Source organism: Nocardioides sp. (assembly GCF_041913365.1).
Taxonomy (GTDB): Bacteria; Actinomycetota; Actinomycetes; order Propionibacteriales; family Nocardioidaceae; genus Nocardioides.
In genome coordinates this window covers 114,687-133,850 of record NZ_JAYSFM010000007.1, presented here as the reverse complement: position 1 = coordinate 133,850, position 19,164 = coordinate 114,687, and the positions used below count along the sequence as shown (strand labels likewise).

Annotated in this window: 19 protein-coding genes; 9 read left to right on the top strand and 10 right to left on the bottom strand. The window is 73.2% G+C overall.

What is annotated here, in order from left to right; all coding sequences use genetic code 11:
• Positions 1 to 60: 60 nt before the first annotated feature.
• The 7 genes from ACE3QY_RS16365 to ACE3QY_RS16335 all read left to right on the top strand — a co-directional run bounded on the left by ACE3QY_RS16365 (position 61) and on the right by ACE3QY_RS16335 (position 7,809).
• Positions 61 to 2,070: a magnesium chelatase subunit D family protein gene (locus tag ACE3QY_RS16365; RefSeq protein WP_374457107.1), complete on the top strand. Its 2,010-nt coding sequence runs from the start codon at positions 61 to 63 to the stop codon at positions 2,068 to 2,070.
• Positions 2,067 to 2,693, top strand: a complete 627-nt coding sequence (gene bluB, locus ACE3QY_RS16360) for a 5,6-dimethylbenzimidazole synthase (RefSeq protein ID WP_374457106.1) — start codon at positions 2,067 to 2,069, stop codon at positions 2,691 to 2,693. The genes ACE3QY_RS16365 and bluB overlap by 4 nt, the downstream gene beginning before the upstream one ends.
• Position 2,694: 1 nt before the next feature.
• Positions 2,695 to 3,309, top strand: a complete 615-nt coding sequence (gene cobO / locus ACE3QY_RS16355) for a cob(I)yrinic acid a,c-diamide adenosyltransferase (protein ID WP_374457105.1) — start codon at positions 2,695 to 2,697, stop codon at positions 3,307 to 3,309.
• Positions 3,310 to 3,323: 14 nt separating this feature from the next.
• Positions 3,324 to 5,792: a cobyrinate a,c-diamide synthase gene (locus ACE3QY_RS16350; RefSeq protein ID WP_374457163.1), complete on the top strand. Its 2,469-nt coding sequence runs from the start codon at positions 3,324 to 3,326 to the stop codon at positions 5,790 to 5,792.
• Between the two features lie 75 nt (positions 5,793 to 5,867).
• Positions 5,868 to 6,083 carry a CbtB-domain containing protein gene (locus ACE3QY_RS16345; RefSeq protein WP_374457104.1) on the top strand — a complete coding sequence of 72 codons (216 nt, stop codon included), beginning with the start codon at positions 5,868 to 5,870 and terminating at the stop codon, positions 6,081 to 6,083.
• Positions 6,083 to 6,877, top strand: a complete 795-nt coding sequence (locus ACE3QY_RS16340) for a CbtA family protein (RefSeq protein ID WP_374457103.1) — start codon at positions 6,083 to 6,085, stop codon at positions 6,875 to 6,877. Before ACE3QY_RS16345 ends, ACE3QY_RS16340 begins: the two co-directional genes overlap by 1 nt.
• On the top strand, positions 6,874 to 7,809 hold the full coding sequence (locus tag ACE3QY_RS16335; RefSeq protein WP_374457102.1) for a cobalamin biosynthesis protein: 936 nt from the start codon (positions 6,874 to 6,876) through the stop codon (positions 7,807 to 7,809). The genes ACE3QY_RS16340 and ACE3QY_RS16335 overlap by 4 nt, the downstream gene beginning before the upstream one ends.
• A gap of 59 nt (positions 7,810 to 7,868) precedes the next feature.
• On the opposite strand, the gene ACE3QY_RS16330 is transcribed toward ACE3QY_RS16335, so the two are convergent.
• On the bottom strand, positions 7,869 to 8,609 hold the full coding sequence (locus ACE3QY_RS16330; RefSeq protein ID WP_374457101.1) for a cobalt-precorrin-6A reductase: 741 nt from the start codon (positions 8,607 to 8,609) through the stop codon (positions 7,869 to 7,871).
• The gene (locus ACE3QY_RS16325) at positions 8,606 to 10,102 is read right to left on the bottom strand and encodes a cobyric acid synthase (protein ID WP_374457100.1); all 1,497 of its coding nucleotides are present in this window, start codon (positions 10,100 to 10,102) and stop codon (positions 8,606 to 8,608) included. The genes ACE3QY_RS16330 and ACE3QY_RS16325 overlap by 4 nt, the downstream gene beginning before the upstream one ends.
• 276 nt (positions 10,103 to 10,378) lie before the next feature.
• Here ACE3QY_RS16325 and ACE3QY_RS16320 point away from each other — a divergent pair, with 276 nt between their 5' ends.
• Positions 10,379 to 11,161, top strand: coding sequence for a pentapeptide repeat-containing protein (locus ACE3QY_RS16320; protein ID WP_374457099.1), 783 nt, complete (start codon positions 10,379 to 10,381; stop codon positions 11,159 to 11,161).
• Here the strand turns inward: ACE3QY_RS16320 and ACE3QY_RS16315 are convergent.
• Complete coding sequence (locus ACE3QY_RS16315; RefSeq protein WP_374457098.1) at positions 11,158 to 11,814, bottom strand: hypothetical protein; 657 nt, start codon at positions 11,812 to 11,814, stop codon at positions 11,158 to 11,160. The genes ACE3QY_RS16320 and ACE3QY_RS16315 overlap by 4 nt on opposite strands.
• 73 nt (positions 11,815 to 11,887) lie before the next feature.
• Between ACE3QY_RS16315 and ACE3QY_RS16310 the strand changes: the two genes are divergently transcribed.
• Positions 11,888 to 12,661, top strand: a complete 774-nt coding sequence (locus tag ACE3QY_RS16310) for a lysophospholipid acyltransferase family protein (protein WP_374457097.1) — start codon at positions 11,888 to 11,890, stop codon at positions 12,659 to 12,661.
• Here the strand turns inward: ACE3QY_RS16310 and ACE3QY_RS16305 are convergent.
• From ACE3QY_RS16305 to dnaK, 7 genes are all read right to left on the bottom strand, one after another.
• Positions 12,652 to 12,900: a hypothetical protein gene (locus ACE3QY_RS16305; RefSeq protein ID WP_374457096.1), complete on the bottom strand. Its 249-nt coding sequence runs from the start codon at positions 12,898 to 12,900 to the stop codon at positions 12,652 to 12,654. The genes ACE3QY_RS16310 and ACE3QY_RS16305 overlap by 10 nt on opposite strands.
• Positions 12,901 to 12,946: 46 nt before the next feature.
• On the bottom strand, positions 12,947 to 14,257 hold the full coding sequence (locus tag ACE3QY_RS16300; protein ID WP_374457095.1) for a reverse transcriptase family protein: 1,311 nt from the start codon (positions 14,255 to 14,257) through the stop codon (positions 12,947 to 12,949).
• A 226-nt stretch (positions 14,258 to 14,483) separates the two neighbouring features.
• Positions 14,484 to 14,951, bottom strand: coding sequence for an SRPBCC domain-containing protein (locus tag ACE3QY_RS16295; protein WP_374457094.1), 468 nt, complete (start codon positions 14,949 to 14,951; stop codon positions 14,484 to 14,486).
• Position 14,952: 1 nt separating this feature from the next.
• Positions 14,953 to 15,369 carry a heat shock protein transcriptional repressor HspR gene (locus ACE3QY_RS16290; RefSeq protein ID WP_374457093.1) on the bottom strand — a complete coding sequence of 139 codons (417 nt, stop codon included), beginning with the start codon at positions 15,367 to 15,369 and terminating at the stop codon, positions 14,953 to 14,955.
• Complete coding sequence (dnaJ, locus tag ACE3QY_RS16285; RefSeq protein WP_374457092.1) at positions 15,366 to 16,541, bottom strand: molecular chaperone DnaJ; 1,176 nt, start codon at positions 16,539 to 16,541, stop codon at positions 15,366 to 15,368. Before dnaJ ends, ACE3QY_RS16290 begins: the two co-directional genes overlap by 4 nt.
• A 44-nt stretch (positions 16,542 to 16,585) precedes the next feature.
• Positions 16,586 to 17,272: a nucleotide exchange factor GrpE gene (grpE, locus tag ACE3QY_RS16280; protein ID WP_374457091.1), complete on the bottom strand. Its 687-nt coding sequence runs from the start codon at positions 17,270 to 17,272 to the stop codon at positions 16,586 to 16,588.
• Positions 17,269 to 19,152, bottom strand: coding sequence for a molecular chaperone DnaK (dnaK, locus tag ACE3QY_RS16275; RefSeq protein ID WP_374457090.1), 1,884 nt, complete (start codon positions 19,150 to 19,152; stop codon positions 17,269 to 17,271). Before dnaK ends, grpE begins: the two co-directional genes overlap by 4 nt.
• Between the last annotated feature and the right edge of the window lie 12 nt (positions 19,153 to 19,164).

Below are 19,164 nucleotides of genomic sequence, written 5' to 3'. Positions count from 1 at the left end.
CCCATGCCACTGCAGTACCCCTTGTCCGCTGTTGTCCCCTCAAAGGACACAGGCGACGACATGACGCTCGCCCTGATCCTCACCACGATTTCCCCCGAGGTCGGCGGCGTCCTCGTCCGCGGTGAGAAGGGCACGGCCAAGTCCACGACCGTCCGCGCGCTCGCCTCCGTGCTGCCGCCGATCGAGGTGGTCGCCGGCGACCGGTTCAGCAGCGCTCCCGGTGAGACGAGTCCCGACGGGCCAGCACCTGATCAAGCATGGCCGCGCGACGCCGAGACCGAGACCCGGCCCGTACGCCTCGTCGAGCTGCCCGTCGGCGCCACGGAGGACCGCGTGCTCGGCTCTCTGCACCTGTCCAAGGTGCTGGCCGACGGCGTCGCCGAGTACGAGCCCGGCCTCCTTGCCCGCGCGCACCGCGGCATCCTCTACGTCGACGAGGTCAACCTCCTCCACGACCACCTCGTCGACCTGCTGCTCGACGCCGCCGCGATGGGCCGCTCCACCGTCGAGCGCGACGGCGTCTCGGTCGCTCACGCCGCGCGCTTCGTGCTCGTCGGCACCATGAACCCCGAGGAGGGCGAGCTCCGCCCCCAGCTCCTCGACCGCTTCGGCCTCACCGTCGAGATCGCCGCACCGCGCGATCCGCAGCTGCGCGCCGAGGTCGTACGCCGTCGCCTCGCCTTCGACGCCGACCCGCACGCCTTCGTGGAGTCGTACGCCGACGCCGAGCGCGCGCTGACCGACCGGATCGCCGCCGCCCGCAAGCTGCTGCCCGAGGTCGAGCTCACCGACGCGGTGCTCACCAAGGTGGCCGAGGTCTGCGCCGCCTTCGAGGTCGACGGGATGCGCGCCGACATCGTCACCACGCGTACGGCGATCGCTCATGCTGCGTGGCACGGACGTACCTCCGTCACGAGGGCCGACATCCGCCAGGCTGCGCTGCTCGCCCTTCCGCACCGGCGGCGGCGGAACCCGTTCGATGCGCCGGGCTTGGACGAGGAACTGCTCGACCAGGTGCTCGGTGATGAGGAGCCGGAGCCTGAGCCTCCGATGCCGCCGGAGCCGGAGGGGGATGGGCCTTCGGACGAGGATGATCCTGGTTTCGACACGGGCGCTGAGCGCCCTGCTCAACCGACGGATCACGCCTACGGGCGAGGACGTGAGACGGAGCGGTCGTCCGAGCAGCCGGGTCGCAACACGTCCGATGCGTCAGCGGCCGAGGATCAGGGTTTCGAGACGGGCCCGGGGGGCCCTCCTCAACCGGCGATGGTTGCCGGCGCTGCGGATCCCTACCGGGTCAAGCGGTTCGAGGTCACTGGGACTGGAGCGGGTGAATCGGGGAAGCGGTCGCGGGCGCTGACGTCCAACGGGCGGAGGGTCGGAGCCGACCCGACTGGCAACGGCGGCCTTCACCTGGTCGAGACGATCCGGGCGGCCGCGCCGCACCAGCAGACGCGCGGACGGACCGGCGGCAGGATCAAGTTCGAGACGACAGATCTGAGGACCGCACGTCGTGAGGGGCGGGAGGCCAACCTCGTGCTCTTCTGCGTCGACGCGAGCGGGAGCATGGCCGCGCGCAAGCGGATGGAGCAGGTGAAGACGGCGATCCTCAGCCTGCTGCTCGACGCCTACCAGCGCCGCGACAAGGTCGGGCTGGTCACCTTCCGCGCCGACACCGCCGAGGTCGCGCTGCCGCCCACCCACTCGGTCGACATCGCAGCGAAGCGGCTGGCGGACCTGCCGGCAGGAGGGCGTACGCCGCTCGCGGAGGGCCTGCTCACCGCCGCCGAGGTGCTGCGCGTCGAGAAGGTGCGCGACCCGAGACGGCGACCGCTGCTCATCGTGGTCACCGACGGCCGCGCCACCCACGGCAACGACCCCGTCGTCCGCAGCCGACAGGCCGCGCAGTGGATCGCCGAGCAGGGCACCAGCTCGGTCGTCGTCGACTGCGAGAACGGCCCGTTCCGGCTCGGGCTCGCGGCGCAGCTCGCCCAGCACCTGCAGGCGTCGCACCTGCCGATCGCGGAGGTCAGCGCCCAGGCGCTCGCCGGGGTCGCGAGAGTGGCATGAGCACGGACCTGTACGACGTCATCGCCCGCCGGCGTGACGTACGTGCCGAGTTCAGCGGCGCGCCCGTCGACCTCGGGCAGCTGCGACGCGTCCTCCAGGCGGCGCACGAGGCGCCGAGCGTCGGGCACAGCCAGCCATGGGACTTCGTGCTCGTCTTCGACGAGGACACGCGGGCCGACTTCGCCGACCACGTCGAGTCCGAGCGGCAGACCTTCGCGAGCGAGCTGCCCCCGGAAAGGCGCGAGACCTTCGAGAAGATCAAGGTCGAGGGGATCCGCGAGTCCGGCCTCGGCGTCGTGGTGACGTACGACCCGAGCCGCGGCGGGCAGCACGTCCTCGGCCGCCACGCGATCGCCGACACCGGCCTCTACTCCACCTGCCTGGCCATCCAGAACCTCTGGCTCGCCGCCACCGCCGAAGGCCTCGGCGTCGGATGGGTGTCGTTCTACCGCGAGGAGTTCCTCGCTGACCTCGTCGGCCTGCCCGACGGCGTACGTCCCGTCGCGTGGCTCTGCCTCGGGCCGGTGCGGCACCTGCAGGCCGTGCCCGACCTCGTACGCCACGGCTGGCGCACGAGCCGCAGTCTCGACGAGGCCATCCACCTCGAGAGCTGGAGGGGCTGACGTGCCGCAGGGAGTGCCGACCACCGTCCCCGACGACGGCCTGACGACGCGCCAGCGCCGCAACCGCCCGCTGCTCGCCGTCCACACCGGCGACGGCAAGGGCAAGTCGACCGCCGCCTTCGGGCTCGCGCTGCGCGGCTGGAACCAGGGCTTCGACATCGGGGTCTTCCAGTTCGTGAAGTCCGCCAAGTGGCGCATCGGCGAGCAGACCGTGCTCGAGCGGCTCGGCGAGCTGCACACGCAGACCGGCGAGGGCGGGCCGGTCACGTGGCACAAGATGGGCTCGGGCTGGTCGTGGTCGCGCAAGGGCGGCACAGACGAGGACCACGCCGCCGACGCCGCCGAGGGCTGGGCCGAGATCAAGCGCGCGCTCGCCGAGGAACGGCACGACCTCTACGTCCTCGACGAGTTCACCTACCCGATGAAGTGGGGCTGGGTCGACGTCGACGACGTCGTCGCCGCGCTCACCGCGCGCACCGGGCGCCAGCACGTCGTGATCACCGGGCGGTACGCCGACCCGCGCCTCGTCGAGGCTGCCGACCTCGTCACCGAGATGGCCAAGGTCAAGCACCCGATGGACGTCGGGCAGAAGGGCCAGCGGGGCATCGAGTGGTAGCCCTCCCCCGCCTCATGGTCGCCGCCCCCGCGAGCGGCCACGGCAAGACCACCGTCGCCACCGGCCTGATGGCCGCGCTCGCCCGCGCCGGCCACACCGTCAGCGGCCACAAGGTCGGCCCCGACTACATCGACCCCGGCTACCACGCCCTCGCCACCGGCCGCCCCGGCCGCAACCTCGACCCGCACCTCGTCGGCGAGGAACGCCTCGTGCCGCTGCTGCTGCACGGCGCTCGCGGCGCTGATCTCGCGGTGATCGAGGGCGTGATGGGCCTGTACGACGGCCAGATCGGTGGCGACGGCTTCGCATCCACCGCCCACGTGGCCGCCGTGACGCGCACCCCCGTCGTCCTCGTCGTCGACATCTCGTCGGCGTCGCGGACCATCGCCGCGACGATCCACGGGCTGTGCACCTGGTCGCAGCCGCCGGTCGACGTGGTCGGGGTGATCCTCAACAAGGCCGGGTCGGCGCGGCATGCCGACGAGGTCGTCCGGTCGATCGGCAACCGGCTGCCGGTGCTCGGGATCCTGCAGCGGGACGACGGGATCGAGGCGCCCTCGCGGCACCTCGGCCTCGTGCCGGCGGCCGAGCGCGGGGACGCTGCTGCGGCTCTTGATCGGCTCGCGGCCCAGATCGCGGAAAAGGTGGATCTGGCGGCCGTCGTGCGGCTGGCGTCGGCGGCGCCGGAGCTGCACGAGGTGCCCTGGGATCCGGCGGAGGCTCTTGGTTTCGACACGCTCGCTTCGCTCGCTGCTCAACCGGCGAGCGATGTCCCGCCGTCGGTTGAGCAGGGCGCCCTGGCGCCCGTGTCGAAACCAGGCGAGGGGCCGCGGATCGCGGTCGCGGGTGGGCGGGCGTTCACGTTCCGCTACGCCGAGACCGTCGAGCTGCTGCGGGCGGCGGGGGCGGAGGTCGTCGACCTCGACCCGCTGACCGACACCCGGCTCCCCGAGGGCACGACCGGGCTCTACCTCGGCGGCGGGTTCCCGGAGATGCACGCGGCCGAGCTCGGGGCCAACGAGCGGCTCCGCCGCGACATCCGTACGTCGATCGCGCGGGGGCTCCCCACCGTGGCCGAGTGTGCGGGCCTGCTCTACCTCTGCGAGTCCGTGCGTGGGCCGGATGGGCCGGCGGTGCCGATGGTGGGCGCCGTCGACGCGGTCGCCGAGATGGCGCCGCGGCTGACGCTGTCCTACCGCACCGCGACGGTCCCCACCGACAACCTCCTCGCCCGAGCAGGCGAGGTGGTCACGGGCCATGAGTTCCACCGCACCCACCTGACGAGAGCGGCGACCGGCCACGCGGCCTGGCACCTCCCCCACGCCGAGGGCATCGCGACCGGGACGCTCCACGCGTCGTACCTCCACACCCACTGGGCCGGCCACCCGCAGCTCGCGCTCCGCTTCGTGCAGGCCGCGAGGAAGCACCGGGGCCCGGACCTCCGCCACCACGGCGACAAGGAGGCGACCGCGGGCCTGGTCGACCTCGCCGTCAACGTCTTCGACGGCCCGCGCCCGACCTGGCTCGACAAGGCCTTGGTCGAGTCAGTGACGGAGGCCGACGCCTACCCCGACGCCAGCGAGGCCGAGCGAGCAGTAGCGAAGAAGCACGGACGAGACGACGTCGACGTCCTCGCCACCGCCGGCGCCGCCGAGGCCTTCACCCTCATCGCGAGGATGAGGGAGTGGCGGCACCCGGTCGTCGTACATCCGCAGTTCACCGAGCCCGAGGTCGCCCTCCGCACGGCGGGCCACACTCCGGGTCAGGTCCTCCTGAGCGAGGACGACGGCTTCCGGCTGAAGGCCGACGACGTCCCCGACGACGCCGACCTCGTCATCATCGGCAACCCGACCAACCCCACCGGCGTACGCCACCGCGCAGCGACCTTGAAGCAGCTCACGAGGCAGGACCGGTTGGTCGTCGTCGACGAGGCCTTCCTCGACGACGACGTCGAGACCCTGGCCGACGAACGCACGAGCGGGATCGTCGTCCTGAGGAGCCTCACCAAGATCTGGTCGATCCCCGGCATCCGCGCGGGCTACCTCCTCGCCGATCCCCAGGTCGTCGACGAGCTGAGGCGACGGCAGACCCCCTGGTCCGTCTCCGCTCCCGCCATCGCCGCCTTGATCGCGACCAGCAGCGAGCAGGCGCAGGACGAGGCCGGGATGAGGGCGCGCGAGCTGACAGACCGGCGACGTCACCTCGAGGCCGGCCTGCACGAGCTCGGCATCGAGACCGTCCCCAGCACCGCGCCGTACGTCCTCGCGAAGACGGGAGCGGGAAGCCGGGAAGCCTTGCGGGGCTTGGGTTTCGCGGTCCGGAGGGCCGACACGTTCCCCGGGCTGAGCGACGAGTGGGTCCGGATCTCAGCCCGACGAAAGTCGGTGACCGACGACCTCCTGGGTGCGCTACGCTCGCTCCACCCAGTCCTGAGGAAGCCGGTGGGAATCCGGCACAGTGGCGCTACTGTGACACCGCTCTGAGCGGTGAAGTCAGACCCGACGGACTGGAAGTCACTCCCCATCAACCCGGGACGCTTTCATCCCGAAGGAGGAACCATGGCCCACGCCATCGCCACCCCTGTCGCCGCTCCCTCCGAGCTGGCCATCCCCGTCCGGGAGCTCGCTCCCTGGCTCGTCCTCGGCGCGCTGTTCGCCATGACCGTCCTCGTGCTGATCAGCTCGGTGCAGGGCGCGATCACCATCCCCGAGGGCACCGCGATCCACGAGTGGGTCCACGACGGCCGGCACCTGCTCGGCTTCCCCTGCCACTGATGAGCACGAGGACCTTCCTGGTCCACGGCCTCGTCGCTGGTCTGCTCGCCGGCATCGCTGCGTTCGTCGTGGCGTACACCGTCGGCGAGCCCCAGATCGACAAGGCCATCGCCCTCGAGGAGGCCGCCGGCGCCCCGGCCTCCGACGGGCACGACCACACGCATGCCTCTGGTGAAGAGGCAGGCCACTCCCACGGCGACGAGGCCGTCGTCTCCCGCACCACCCAGTCCACCCTCGGCCTGGCCACCGGCACGCTCGCCCTCGGCGTCGTGCTCGGCGGCTTCACCGGGCTGCTCGCCGCGGCCGGCCTCGGCCGGCTCGGCGGTCTCCGGCCTGCCGCGAGCACCGCGCTCGTGGCGCTCCTGGCTGCGCTGTCGTTCAGCGTGGTGCCGTTCCTGAAGTACCCCGCCACCCCGCCCGCCGTCGGCTCCGGCGAGACGATCGACAGCCGCACAGCCGTCTACTTCGGCTTCCTCGCGGTCTCGGTGCTCGGCGTCCTCGCCGCTGTCGCGGTCGCCCGCCGGGCGGCACGCCAGTGGACCGGGGTGCCGGGTGTGCTCGCCGGCGCCGCGACGTACGTCGTCGTGGTCGCCGTCGCCGCGCTGGCCTTCCCGAAGATCGACGAGCTCGGAGACTTCCCGGCGAGCATCCTGTGGGACTTCCGCATCGCCTCGCTGCTGACCCTGCTCGCGATGTGGGCGGTGATCGGTGCGGCCCTGACCGCGCTCGTCGACCGCACCTGGCGCCAGCACAGCGCGGTGCAGGCGAGGAAGGAGCTGGCCGCATCACTGTGAGCCGAGCCCTCGGCATCGTGCTCGGGCACCTCGCCGACCGTCGCTTCGCAGACCCGCAGCGGTGGCACCCCGTCGCCGGCTTCGGCCGCGCCGCCGCTGCACTCGAGCACCGGACGTACGCCGACTCGCGCACGCGCGGCGTCATCCACCTGGCCCTCCTGGCCGGGGCCGCCACGGGGGGCGGTCTCGGCCTGGAGCTGCGCACGCGCGACCACCCGGTCGCCCACACCCTCGTCACCGCGGCCACGACCTGGACCGTCCTCGGCGGCACCTCGCTCGCCCGCGAGGCCGCGGCCGTCCACGCCTTCCTCGAGAGCGACGACCTCCCCGGCGCCCGGCAGCGCCTGACCCACCTGGTCGGCCGCGACACCTCGGTCCTCGACGAGGGCGAGGTCAGCCGGGCGACCGTCGAGTCGGTCGCCGAGAACACCTCCGACGCCGTCGTCGCCCCGCTCGTCTGGGGCGCGCTGCTCGGCGTCCCCGGGCTCCTCGGCTACCGCGCGGCCAACACCCTCGACGCGATGGTCGGCCACCGCGGTGAGCGCTACGGCCGCTTCGGCTGGGCCTCGGCGCGCTTCGACGACCTGCTCAACCTGCCCGGCGCCCGGCTCAGCGGGCTGCTCGCCGCCGTCCTCGCCCCGGCGGTCGGCGGCTCACCGGTCGCCGCGCTGCGGGCGTGGGCGCGCGACGCCCGTCGCCACCCCAGCCCCAACGCGGGCGTCGTCGAGGCCGCCTTCGCCGGCGCGCTCGGCGTACGCCTCGGGGGGCGCAACCACTACGGCCACGGGGTCGAGGACCGCGTGCTCCTCGGCGACGGCCCGCCACCGACGCGCGACGACATCGACCGCGCCGTGCGCCTGGCGCAGCACGTCGGCACCGGCGCCGTCGTCGTCGCGCTAGCCGCCTGCACCAGGAAGGCAGTTCGCACCTGAGCGGCGACGCCTGAGCGTGGACCCAGCCGGAGTGCGCGCGAACTGCCTGCGTGGTGCGGTCAGCCGCGGCGCCGGACCCAGTCCAGCGCCTCACCCGCGTCGGCCACGGTCTCGACGCCGTCGGTCGCGCCGGCCCGACGGACCACCACGACCGGCACGCCGAGCTGGTCGGCGGCCGCCATCTTGGGCCAGGTGTAGCGGCCGCCGGAGTCCTTGGTGACCAGGACGTCGATGCCGTGCTCGGCGATCAGTGACAGCTCGCCCGCCAGGTCGTACGGGCCACGGTCGAGGTAGACCTCCCACTGCGCGGGCAGGTCGATCTCGGGCGGGTCGACCACCCGCACGACCGCGCGGACGGCAACCAGCGGCGAGACGAAGTGCCCGAGCGGCTGCCGTCCGACGGTGAGGAAGGGTCGCTGACCCAGCGAGGCGGCGACCGATGCGGCAGCCGCGTGGTCGTCCACCCAGTGCCAGCCCTCGGCACCCGGCGCGTCCGCCCAGCCGGGACGGGCCAGCCGGAGGAGCGGCAGCTCCAACCCCGAACAGGCGGCGACGGCGTTGGCCGACATGCCCTCGGCGAACGGGTGGGTCGCGTCGACCACGACGTCGATCCGGTGCGAGACCAGCCAGTCCGACAACCCGGAGACCCCGCCGAACCCGCCGATCCGCACCGCGCCGACCGGCAGCCGCGGCCGCTCCACGCGGCCGGCGAGGGACGACACGACGTCCACGCCCGCCTCGACGAGCAGCACCGCGAGCTCACGCGCCTCGCTCGTCCCGCCCAGCAGCAGCACCCTCATCGCGAGGCTCCCGGCTCGAGCGCCGGCAGCCCGGAGGGCGCACCGGACAAGGCCAGGGACAGCAGCGCGTCGAGGTCGAGGTGCTCCTCGGCCAGGTCGCCGAGCAGGTCGAGCCGCCTCTCCCGCATCTCGGCGAAGCTCACCACCGACGGGTCGTACGCCGTTCCTGCCGCCGCGGCCACCTCGGCCAGCAGCGCCCGCCGGAGGTCGTCGCCCTCCAGGCTGCCGTGCCACATGGTCCCGAAGACGGCGCCCTCGCGCGCCCCGCCCAAGAAGTCCGCGCCTGAGTGCCGGGTGATCCGGCCGTGGTGGATCTCGTAGCCGTGCGCGTCCGCACCGAGCGCGGACCCGTGGGGCAGCCGCAGCACCTTGTCCTCGCCGAAGGTCGTCGTCACGTCGAGCAGCCCCAGCCCCTCCACGTCCGCACCGGCGTCCCCCTCGACCCCGGCCGGGTCGGTGATCCGACGGCCGAGCATCTGGAAGCCGCCGCAGATCCCGAGCACCGGCTTCCCCAGGGAGGCGTGCGCGAGCAGCGCCCGGTCGAGCCCGCGCGACCGCAGCCACGCGAGGTCGGAGATCGTCGCCCGGGTGCCCGGCAGCACGACGAGGTCGGCACCGGCCAGCGCCCGCGGGTCGGAGGCGAAGACGACATCGACGCCCGGCTCGATGCCCAGCGCGTCGACGTCGGTGAAGTTGGAGATCCGCGGCAGCCGCACCACGGCCACCCGGAGGCGGGCCTCCGCATCGGGGGCCCGGCGCCCGGCGAGGTCGAGGGCGTCCTCGGAGTCGAGCCAGAGGTCGGGGTGCCACGGCAGCACGCCGTACACCTCGCGTCCGGTCAGTGCGCGCAGCTCGGAGAGCCCCGGCCGCAGCAGGTCGAGGTCGCCGCGGAACTTGTTGACCACGAAGCCGGCGACCAGCGCCTGGTCGGCCGCCGACAGCAGCGCGATGGTCCCGAAGAAGGCGGCGAACACCCCGCCCCGGTCGATGTCGCCGACCACGACCGTCGGCACCGAGCCGTGCTGCGCGAGCCCCATGTTGACGTAGTCGCCGGCCCGCAGGTTGATCTCCGCCGGGCTGCCCGCCCCCTCGACCACGACGAGGTCGTAGCGCGAGGACAGGTCGTCGAAGGCGGCGTACGCCGCGTCGCGCAGGTGCGTCCGCCCACCGACGAAGTCGGTGGAGTCGATCGACCCGCCGGGCTGCCCCATCACCACGACATGGCTGCGCCGGTCGCCGCCCGGCTTGAGGAGCACCGGGTTCATCGCGGCCTCCGGCTCGGCGCCCGCCGCGACCGCCTGGATCCACTGCGCGCGGCCGATCTCTGCGCCCCGATCATCAGGCGTGGCGCAGACCATCGAGTTGTTGGACATGTTCTGCGCCTTGAACGGCGCGACCTTGATCCCGCGGCGGGCGAGGGCCCGGCACAGCGCGGTGGTGACGATGGTCTTGCCGGCATCCGACGTCGTCCCGGCGACCAGCAGCGCACTCACGGCGCCCAGCCTAGGGTCTCGATCTCCCTCGCTGCGCTCGGGACCCGACCACCGGGAGAGCGCCTGCGAGCAGTCCAGATGAAATCTTTACCAGTCAAATGTTCCATTCCGGGGACAGTCGGGCACAGTTGCTGTATGGGCAAGCTGATCTTCGACAACCGAGTGGTCGTGGCGGTGTTCCTTGCCCTCGCGTTCCTCAACGCCTTCGCGATGCAGAGCGGCTGGTACGCCTGAGGCGCTGCCCGCCCCCCACCACCCGCATGACACGATCACGCGGTGGCGACCCCCGAGCTCTCCTCTGACTGCTCGCGCTGCTTCGGCCTCTGCTGCGTCCTCCTCCCCTTCTCCGCCGCCGCGGGATTCGGGATCGACAAGCCCGGCGGCACGCCGTGCCTCAACCTCGCCGACGACGACGCCTGCCGCATCCACGCCACCCTGCGTGAGGACGGATGGCCGGGCTGCACGGTCTTCGAGTGCTTCGGCGCCGGGCAGCACGTCTCCCAGGTGACCTACCGCGGCGTCTCCTGGCGCGAGCACGACAACCTCCCCGAGATGGCCGCGGTCCTCTCCGTGATGCGGCCGCTCCACGAGATGCTCGTCCATCTCACCGAGGTCGAGCGGCGCTCCCCCGACCCGGCGGCGACGACCGCGCGCACCGACATCGAGGCCCTGACCGGCGGTGACCCCGAGTCGGTGCTGGCCGTCGACCTCGACGAGGTCCACGAGCGCGTCGGCGGCCTGCTCGCCGACGCCAGCACGCGCCTACGCCGCTCGCACCCTGCCGCGGCCGACCGCTCGCGCGCCGACCTCGCGGGCCGGACGCTGCGGGGCGACCACCGCGGGTGGACGTTCCGCGGTGCGAGCCTGATCCGCGCCGACCTGCGCGACGCCGACCTCACCGACGCCGACCTGCTGGGCGCTGACCTGCGCGACGCCGACGTGCGCGGCTGCGACCTGTCGACGACGCTCTTCCTCACCCAGCCACAGGTCAACGCCGCCACCGGCGACGCCGCCACGGGCCTGCCCGACGGGCTGCGGCGCCCCGGCCACTGGGCCTAGGACGAAACTTGGAAGGACGGCGCCTCGCCGAAGGCGTGCCGGTCGCCGAACGGGTTGTCGCAGAAGATGACCGACCAGTGCGCGCACCCGATCGCCTCGTCGACCAGCGGCACCTCGTCGACCGCCAGCACCCACCGGTCGGCGGCGAGCTCGGCGGGCTCGCCCAGCACCGGACGCGCCGCGTCCAGCGCAGCGGTGCACCACGGCTCACCGTCCGCGGTGGCGGGATCGACGTACGTCACCTCCGCCTCGTCGACGGTCCCCAGCGGCTGGCACCCGTCGTACGCCGTGCCGCGCTGGCCCTCGACCGCGAGCAGGGACTGACCCTCACCCGGCGAGGCGACGCGCCAGGCGGTGACGCTACGGACGCCGCAGACCTCGCGATAGCTCTGCACCATCCAGCCGGCGTCGTCGGTGTCGAAGCGGCAGGCCTGCTCGATCCAGTGCGCGTCCGGCTCGCGACCGGCGGCGCCGACGAGGTCCTGCTGCCGGTCCGCGGCCGCGGGGACCGCCTCCTCGAGCTCGGTCGTCAGCCGGTCCGCGAGGTCGTCGCGCTGCCCGCGCGCCTCGAGGAGCACCGCGCCGTTGACGGCGAGGTAGGCCACGACGGCGAGCGCGAGGAGGCCGACGACGATCCGCAGGAGCAGGCGCATGACTCCCCTGTGTACCCGAATCTGAGTGCGCATACCGAGGGCGCCGGGCCGCGTCGTGCCCGACACTCTGCGCATGGACTCCTCCTGGCAACGACCCGGGCTGCGCGCCGCCCTCCTCTACGCCGTCGCCGCGGGCCTGCTCGGCTCCGTCGTCTCGCTCGTCAGCCGGGTCGAGCTCACCCGGCGCACCGTCCCGACCCGCGAGCTGCCCGACGGCCCGGTCATCGTCGTCTCCAACCACACGAGCTTCGCCGACGGCATCCTGCTGGCCCTCGTCGGCCGGCGCCTCGGCCGCTCCCTGCGGCTGATGGCCACCGGCGGCGTCTTCCGCTCCGGCCTGGTCGGGCCGCTCGTGCGGCGGCTCGGCTTCATCCCGGTCCTGCGCGGCACCAGCAGCGCGGCGGGCTCGCTCGACGCGGCCGCCGAGGCGCTGGCCGCCGGCGAGGCCGTCGGCCTCTTCCCCGAGGGCCGGATCACCCGCGACGCCGACCAGTGGCCCGAGCGCAGCAAGACCGGTGCCGTCCGCCTCGCGCTGCGCACCGGCGCTCCCGTGGTGCCCGTCGCGATGGTCGGCGCCCACCGCGTCGTGGGCAGGCGCAACATCTTCGGCCGACTGCTCGGCAACGTGCTGACCCGCCCGATCGTGCGCATCGAGGTCGGCGAGCCCCTTGACGTACGCCGTCTCGCGGGCGTCAGCGGTGACGCCGAGGTCGACGACGCGACCGTGCGCCGCGTGGCCGACGAGGTGATGGCCGAGCTGGTCAGGCGGGTCGCCGACCTGCGTGGCGAGGTCGCGCCGTGGCCGCTCGGCGTGCCCGAGGAGGCGCTGGCCGCGGCTCAGGAGTAGCGGTGGCTCTTGGCCGCGTGGCCCTGCTCGCGCGTGCACGTGCGGCCGCTCATGTTGCGGTGGCCGCAGAGCTCGTCGGCCGCCGGCTCGACCTTGGGCTCGACCTTGGCCTTCTTCGCCGCCGCCGGGGGCGCGACCGGAACCTTCACGGCCGGCTTGACCGGTGCAGCGGCCGCGCGCTTCTGCGCCTCGGCGTAGCGCGCCTCACGCATCGCCCGCAGGTTGTCCATCTTGCTCATCGCTCACTCACGCGATGAACCTACGCGGCGACACCGACACCACCGGTCACCGGCTCCAGTCGACCGCGTCGTGCACGGCCTGGAGCCGGGCCCCGCGCACCGGGTCGTGCTGGGCGACCCAGGCGATCCGCCCGCGGAGGTGCTCCTCCCAGGCAGGCACATCGTCGTGGTTCTGGCTGCTCGGCCCGTGGTGCCGGCAGTTGTGCAGGATCGCCCTCAGCACGTCGACCTCGCGGCGCGAGACCTTCGGACGCTCGTTGACGACGAGCCCGGCGAGGCGCTGCCGGCCGGCGCGCGGCATCACCCCGGTCTTGCGGGCGTTGAGCCGGAAGCCCTCGTCGCGCACGATCTCCTCGACCGCGTCGACGAGCCGTGAGGTGCCGCGACCCCAGCCCCGGTCGCCGGAGAACGCGAGGTCGTCGGCGTACCTCGTGTAGCGCCCGCCCCACGACCGGGCCAGCGCGGTGAGCCGCACGTCGAGCCGGTACGCCGCGAGGTTGGCCATCGCGGGTGAGGTCGGCGCCCCCTGCGGCAGGTGCGGGATCGCCAGCCGGCGGCCGAGCCGCCAGTGCGCGTCGAGCAGCCCGTCGTCCGCGGGCTGCGGGACGGTCCGCCACTGCGCGAGCGGCAGCACGCTGGTCACCAGCCCGGCCAGGGCGTGCGCGACCGGCTCGGGGTAGCCGGCGGTGCGCCAGATGCCGTGGACCCGCGACACGGTGACGCTGGCGAAGAACGCCTCCAGGTCCATCCGCAGCACGACGGGCCGGCCGGCATGCGGGGCGGCGTACGACCGGACGGAGCCGCCGGGGCGGAACCCGCGGGCGGCGTCGTGCGGCGGCACCAGCGCGGCGACCTCGTGGAGGAGGCGGCGCTGGATCGCCTTGAGGCGCGGCTTGGGCGCCTCGAGGACGCGGATGGCGCCGCTGGGCGCGACGCGGTGGCTGACGCGGTAGTGCTGGAGCCGCGAGTCGGCGGCGGTGCGGGCCAGGTGGCGCGGGTCGGCGAACCAGTCCAGGTCGCCCTGGTCGAGGCGGAGGAAGTCGGCGAGCGCGCCGACGTCGTCGAGCACCGGGAGCCGCCAGCGGTTGGCGAGCATCTGCGTCGGGGCGACGGGGTGGACCACGGGACTGGTGGCGAGGGCCTTGGCGGCAGCCGGGCGCGAGGCGAGGTTGGTGGCGAGCTCCCGGGGCCGGTCGAGCGGCGGGCGTGGGTAGAGCGCGAGCACCTGTCGAGCCAGCGGGCCCAGCCACCGGGGTCGGCGACCGAGGACGACCGTGCCGCTTTCGACGAGGCCCTGCCGGCTCCACTCGCCGCCGAGGAAGCCGGCCGCGAGAGCCCGCGCGAGGTCGTCGCGCATCAGGACCGGTGGCTCGGGTGCGGCAGCGCGGCCCGACCTGTCCCGTCGTGCGCGCGATCACCTGCAGCGAAGCGCAGCGCGTCGCGCGCGGTGCCGTGCCCGGACGTACCGGTGGTCCCCGGGGTAGCCCCGGAGAAGCAAACCGGTGACGCGCACCGGTCCGCCGTCTCGAGATCACGCTGCCGCACGCGGGCAGAGTAGCCGGGCGCGACGACAGCCGGTGGGCCTACGAAGTCTCGAAGCGCGCCGCGAGGTTGGCCAGCGAGGCCTCGAGCCCCTGCTGGTGGGCGTCGGCGTCGATGCCGGGAGGCACGTCGGTGGCGTCGATCGCGACGCGGGTGCCGCCGCCGTCGTTGGCGGTGAAGGTCCAGGTCATCGTCATCCGGCCGGCGTTGTCGGGGTCGTCGGAGTCGAACTCCACGCCCCACACCACGCGCTCTCCCGCGACCAGCTCGTCGATGGCGACGCGGGAGACGTCGCTGTCGTCGGTCGTCTTGCCCTGCCCGCCGGACCCGTCGGGGTAGTGCAGCGTCATGGTGAAGCCGCCGCCCGCCTCGAGCCGCGCGTCGGACAGCTCGCCCCGCATGCCCTCGGGCGGCAGCCACTCGGCGAGGGCGTCCGCGTCGACGAAGGCGGCGTAGACCTCGTCCGGCGAGGCGGGTACGTCGGTGGTGGCGCGGTCGAGGCGGGGCATGTCAGCGAGGCCTGCGCCAGACGACCACGGACTGGCCGGCGGCCTGGTGGAGGACCGGGAGCTTGTTGGCCGGCTGGGCTGCGGCCGCGCGCGCCGCGAGCCCACGGCGTACGGCATCGAGCTCGGCGACGAGCTCCTCGTTGCGGGCGCGGAGCGCGTCGATCTGGTGCTCGAGCTCCATGATCCGGCGCACGCCCTCGATGCCGATGCCGGCGCTGGTGAGGTCGGCGATCTCGCGCAGCCGCTCGAGGTCGCGGTGGGAGTAGCGGCGGCCGCCGCCGCCCGTGCGACCGGGTGCGATCAGCCCCATGCGTTCGTAGGCGCGCAGGGTCTGCGGGTGCAGCCCGGTCAGCTCCGCCGCCACGCTGATGACGTAGACGGCGGCGTCGGGCGCGGGCGAGCCGAACGGGGTGCTCATTCGAAGAGCCCGCTGCGGAGGGGCTTGCCGGCCATGGCCGCACGATAGGCCTCGAGGGCCTCCTTGGCGGTCGGGTCGAGCGCGGCGGGCACCTGCACCTCGATGGTGGCGAGCAGGTCGCCCATGGTGCCGTCGCGCCGCATCGCGCCCTTGCCGCGCACCCGGAAGGTGCGCCCGTTGGGCGTCCCGGCGGGCAGCTTGAGGGTGACGGGCGCGCCGCCGAGCGTCGGGATCTTCACCTCGCCGCCGAGGGCCGCCTCGTCGAAGGAGACCGGCACGTCGAGGGTGAGGTTGTCGCCCTTGCGCCCGAAGATGCGGTGCGGGGTGACCTTGACGGTGACGAAGAGGTCGCCGGGCGGGCCGCCGTTCTCGCCGGCGCCACCCTTGCCCTTGATCCGGATCTTCGCGCCGTCCTTGACCCCGGCCGGGATCCGCGCCTGGATCGTGCGCGCGGAGGTGCCGCGGCCGCTGCCGTGGCAGGTCGGGCAGGCCTCGTCGTAGACGAGCTGGCGACCGCCGCAGGCCGGGCAGGTCTCGTTGATGGAGAAGGCGCCGCCGGTGCCGGCGACCACGAAGCCCGCGCCCTCGCACTCGGGGCAGATGTGCGGGCGGGTGCCCGGCTTGCCGCCGGTGCCCTGGCACGTCGGGCAGGCCGCGTCGGTGGTCAGCCGCAGGGAGACGGTGACCCCGTCGAGCGCGTCGGTGAAGCCGATCGTGGCCGTGCTCTCGACGTCGGCACCCCGGCGCGGGCGCGCGGCCTGCTGGGACCGGCCGCGCGCGCCGCCGCCGAAGAGGTCGCCGAACATGTCGCCGAGCCCGCCGCCCGAGCCGCCGCGGTCGCGGAGCAGGTCGTCGAGGTTGAATCCCCCGCCGGCGCCACCGAAGCCGCCACCGCCCATGCCCGGGCCGAAGCCGCCGCGGGACTGCAGCGCGCGGAACTCGTCGTACTTGGCGCGCTTGGCCTCGTCACCGACGACGTCGTAGGCCTCGGCGACGGCCTTGAACTTCTCGTGCTTGGCGTCGTCGCCGGGGTTGGAGTCGGGGTGGTTCTCCCGGGCCAGCTTGCGGTAGGCCTTCTTGACGTCGGCCGCGCTGGCGTCCTTGGCGACGCCGAGGACCTGGTAGAAGTCCTTGGTCGCCCAGTCGTTGCGGAAACCTTCGTTGTCAGCCATGGGTGAACCTCCTCTCCGTCACCGGCTGTGTCGCGTGGATGGTGTCAGCCCTCGACCGGGTCGACCACCAGCACCTGCGCCGCGCGTACGACGCGGTCGCCGAGGCGGTAGCCGGCCTTGGCGAGGTGCTTGACCGTGGTGACCTGGACCTCGGGGTCGGCGCCGAGGTGGCTCAGCGCCTCGTGGAGCGTCGGGTCGAAGGCCTCACCGGGCTCGCCGAAGCGGACCAGGCCCGCGCCCGCGACGACGCGCTCGAGCTGGTCGGCCACGGCCTTGAAGCCGCCCTCGAGCTCGCCGTGCTCCTTGGCGCGGTCGATGGTGTCGAGGACGTCGATCACCGGGGTGAGCGCCTTGTAGGCGGCGTTCTCGGCCACCAGCTGCCGCTCGCGGTCGACCCGCTTGCGGTAGTTGGCGTACTCGGCCGAGAGGCGCTGGAGGTCGTTGGTCAGGTCGGCGAGCGAGCTCTTCATCGCGCCGAGCTCGTCGACCTCGGTGTCCTCGACTGCAGCGTCGGCCTGCTCCTCGGCGGTGCCGGGGTCGTTGCCGGCGACGCGGTCGCCGCCGACCTGGGCCTCCACCTCGGTCTCGTTGGCCATCTCGCCGGCAGCGTCACCGAAGCCGGAGGGACGGGTGCCCTCCGTGCCCTGCGGAGAGGGAGCCACGGTGGGCTCCCCCTCCGGCAGGTCGCTCGGCTCGGCGCCCGGCATGGGCTCGGCCGGGCGATCGGTCACTTGGACTCACCCTCCGAGGCCTCGGAGTCGCCCGCGGCCTGCTCGTCGGTGGGCTCGTCGACGATCTCGGCGTCGACGACGTCGTCGTCGGCCTCGCCGGTCGCCCCGGTGGCACCGCCCGCGGCGGCCTGGTCGGCCTCGGCGGCGGCGTACATCGCGGCGCCCATCTTCTGGCTGGACTCACCGAGCTTGGTGACCGCCGCGGTGATCTCCTCCGAGGAGGCGTCCTCATTGGCGAGGGTCTCCTTGAGCGCGTCGACGTCGGCCTGGACCTCGGTCTTCACGTCGTCGGGGAGCTTGTCGGCGTTGTCGGTCAGGAACTTCTCGGTCGTGTAGACGAGCTGGTCGCCCTGGTTGCGGGCCTCGACGGCCTCGCGACGCTTGGCGTCCTCCTCGGCGTACTGCTCCGCCTCCTTGACCATGCGGTCGATCTCGTCCTTGCTGAGCGCCGAGCCACCGGAGATGGTCATCGACTGCTCGCGGCCGGACGCCTGGTCCTTGGCCGAGACGTGCACGATGCCGTTGGCGTCGATGTCGAAGGTGACCTCGATCTTCGGCACGCCGCGCGGGGCCGGCGGGAGGCCGGTCAGCTCGAAGTTGCCGAGGGGCTGGTTCTGGCTCCACATCTGGCGCTCGCCCTGGGCGACCTTGATCTCGACCGACGGCTGGTTGTCGTCGGCGGTCGTGAAGATCTCGGACCGCTTGGTCGGGATGGTGGTGTTGCGCTCGATGAGCGTGGTCATCACGCCGCCCTTGGTCTCGATGCCGAGGGAGAGCGGGGTGACGTCGAGGAGCAGCACGTCCTTGACCTCGCCCTTGAGGACACCGGCCTGCAGCGCGGCGCCGACGGCGACGACCTCGTCGGGGTTGACGCCCTTGTTGGGCTCCTTGCCGCCGAGCAGCTCCTTGACGACCTCGGTCACGGCCGGCATGCGGGTCGAGCCGCCGACGAGGACCACGTGGTCGATGTTGGCGACCGCGACGCCGCCGTCCTTGAGGACGGACTGGAACGGCGCCTTGGTGCGCTCGAGCAGGTCGGCCGTCAGCTTCTGGAACTCGCTGCGGGTCAGCTTCTCCTCGAAGTGGAGCGGGCCGCCCTCGCCGTGGGTGATGTAGGGGAGGTGGATCGTGGTCTCGGAGCTCGAGGACAGCTCGATCTTCGCCTTCTCCGCGGCCTCCTGGAGGCGCTGCTTGGCGATCTTGTCGGCGCCGAGGTCGACACCGTTGTTGTCCTTGAACTTCTTGACCATCCACTCCACGACGCGGTTGTCCCAGTCGTCGCCACCGAGGTGGTTGTCACCGGAGGTCGCCTTGACCTCGACGACGCCCTCGCCGATCTCGAGCAGGGACACGTCGAACGTGCCGCCACCGAGGTCGAAGACGAGGATGGTCTGGTCCTCGCCCTTGTCGAGGCCGTAGGCCAGGGCGGCCGCGGTGGGCTCGTTGACGATGCGGCTCACGTTGAGGCCCGCGATCTCGCCGGCCTCCTTGGTGGCCTGGCGCTGCGCGTCGGAGAAGTACGCCGGCACGGTGATGACCGCGTCGGTGACGGGCTCGCCGAGGTAGGCCTCCGCGTCGCGCTTGAGCTTCTGCAGCACGAACGCGCTGATCTGCTGGGGGGTGAAGGACTTGTCGTCGATCTCGACCTTCCAGTCCTCGCCCATGTGGCGCTTGACGGACCGGATGGTGCGGTCGACGTTGGTGACCGCCTGTCGCTTGGCGACCTCGCCGACGAGGACCTCGCCGGACTTGGTGAAGGCCACGACGGACGGCGTGGTCCGCGCACCTTCGGCGTTGGCGATGACGGTGGGTTCGCCACCTTCGAGGACGGCGACGACGGAGTTCGTCGTGCCGAGGTCGATGCCGACCGCTCGTGCCATGTGTGTCTACCT

Coding starts and splice junctions, on each gene's coding strand:
- dnaJ (WP_374457092.1), bottom strand. CDS start 16,541: ATGGCTGACAACGAAGGTTTCCGCAACGACTGGGCGACCAAGGACTTC.
- bluB (WP_374457106.1), top strand. CDS start 2,067: ATGAGCACGGACCTGTACGACGTCATCGCCCGCCGGCGTGACGTACGT.
- ACE3QY_RS16295 (WP_374457094.1), bottom strand. CDS start 14,951: ATGCCCCGCCTCGACCGCGCCACCACCGACGTACCCGCCTCGCCGGAC.
- ACE3QY_RS16340 (WP_374457103.1), top strand. CDS start 6,083: ATGAGCACGAGGACCTTCCTGGTCCACGGCCTCGTCGCTGGTCTGCTC.
- ACE3QY_RS16305 (WP_374457096.1), bottom strand. CDS start 12,900: ATGAGCAAGATGGACAACCTGCGGGCGATGCGTGAGGCGCGCTACGCC.
- dnaK (WP_374457090.1), bottom strand. CDS start 19,152: ATGGCACGAGCGGTCGGCATCGACCTCGGCACGACGAACTCCGTCGTC.
- ACE3QY_RS16315 (WP_374457098.1), bottom strand. CDS start 11,814: ATGCGCCTGCTCCTGCGGATCGTCGTCGGCCTCCTCGCGCTCGCCGTC.
- ACE3QY_RS16290 (WP_374457093.1), bottom strand. CDS start 15,369: ATGAGCACCCCGTTCGGCTCGCCCGCGCCCGACGCCGCCGTCTACGTC.
- ACE3QY_RS16350 (WP_374457163.1), top strand. CDS start 3,324: ATGGTCGCCGCCCCCGCGAGCGGCCACGGCAAGACCACCGTCGCCACC.
- ACE3QY_RS16300 (WP_374457095.1), bottom strand. CDS start 14,257: ATGCGCGACGACCTCGCGCGGGCTCTCGCGGCCGGCTTCCTCGGCGGC.
- ACE3QY_RS16310 (WP_374457097.1), top strand. CDS start 11,888: ATGGACTCCTCCTGGCAACGACCCGGGCTGCGCGCCGCCCTCCTCTAC.
- ACE3QY_RS16365 (WP_374457107.1), top strand. CDS start 61: ATGACGCTCGCCCTGATCCTCACCACGATTTCCCCCGAGGTCGGCGGC.
- ACE3QY_RS16345 (WP_374457104.1), top strand. CDS start 5,868: ATGGCCCACGCCATCGCCACCCCTGTCGCCGCTCCCTCCGAGCTGGCC.
- ACE3QY_RS16330 (WP_374457101.1), bottom strand. CDS start 8,609: ATGAGGGTGCTGCTGCTGGGCGGGACGAGCGAGGCGCGTGAGCTCGCG.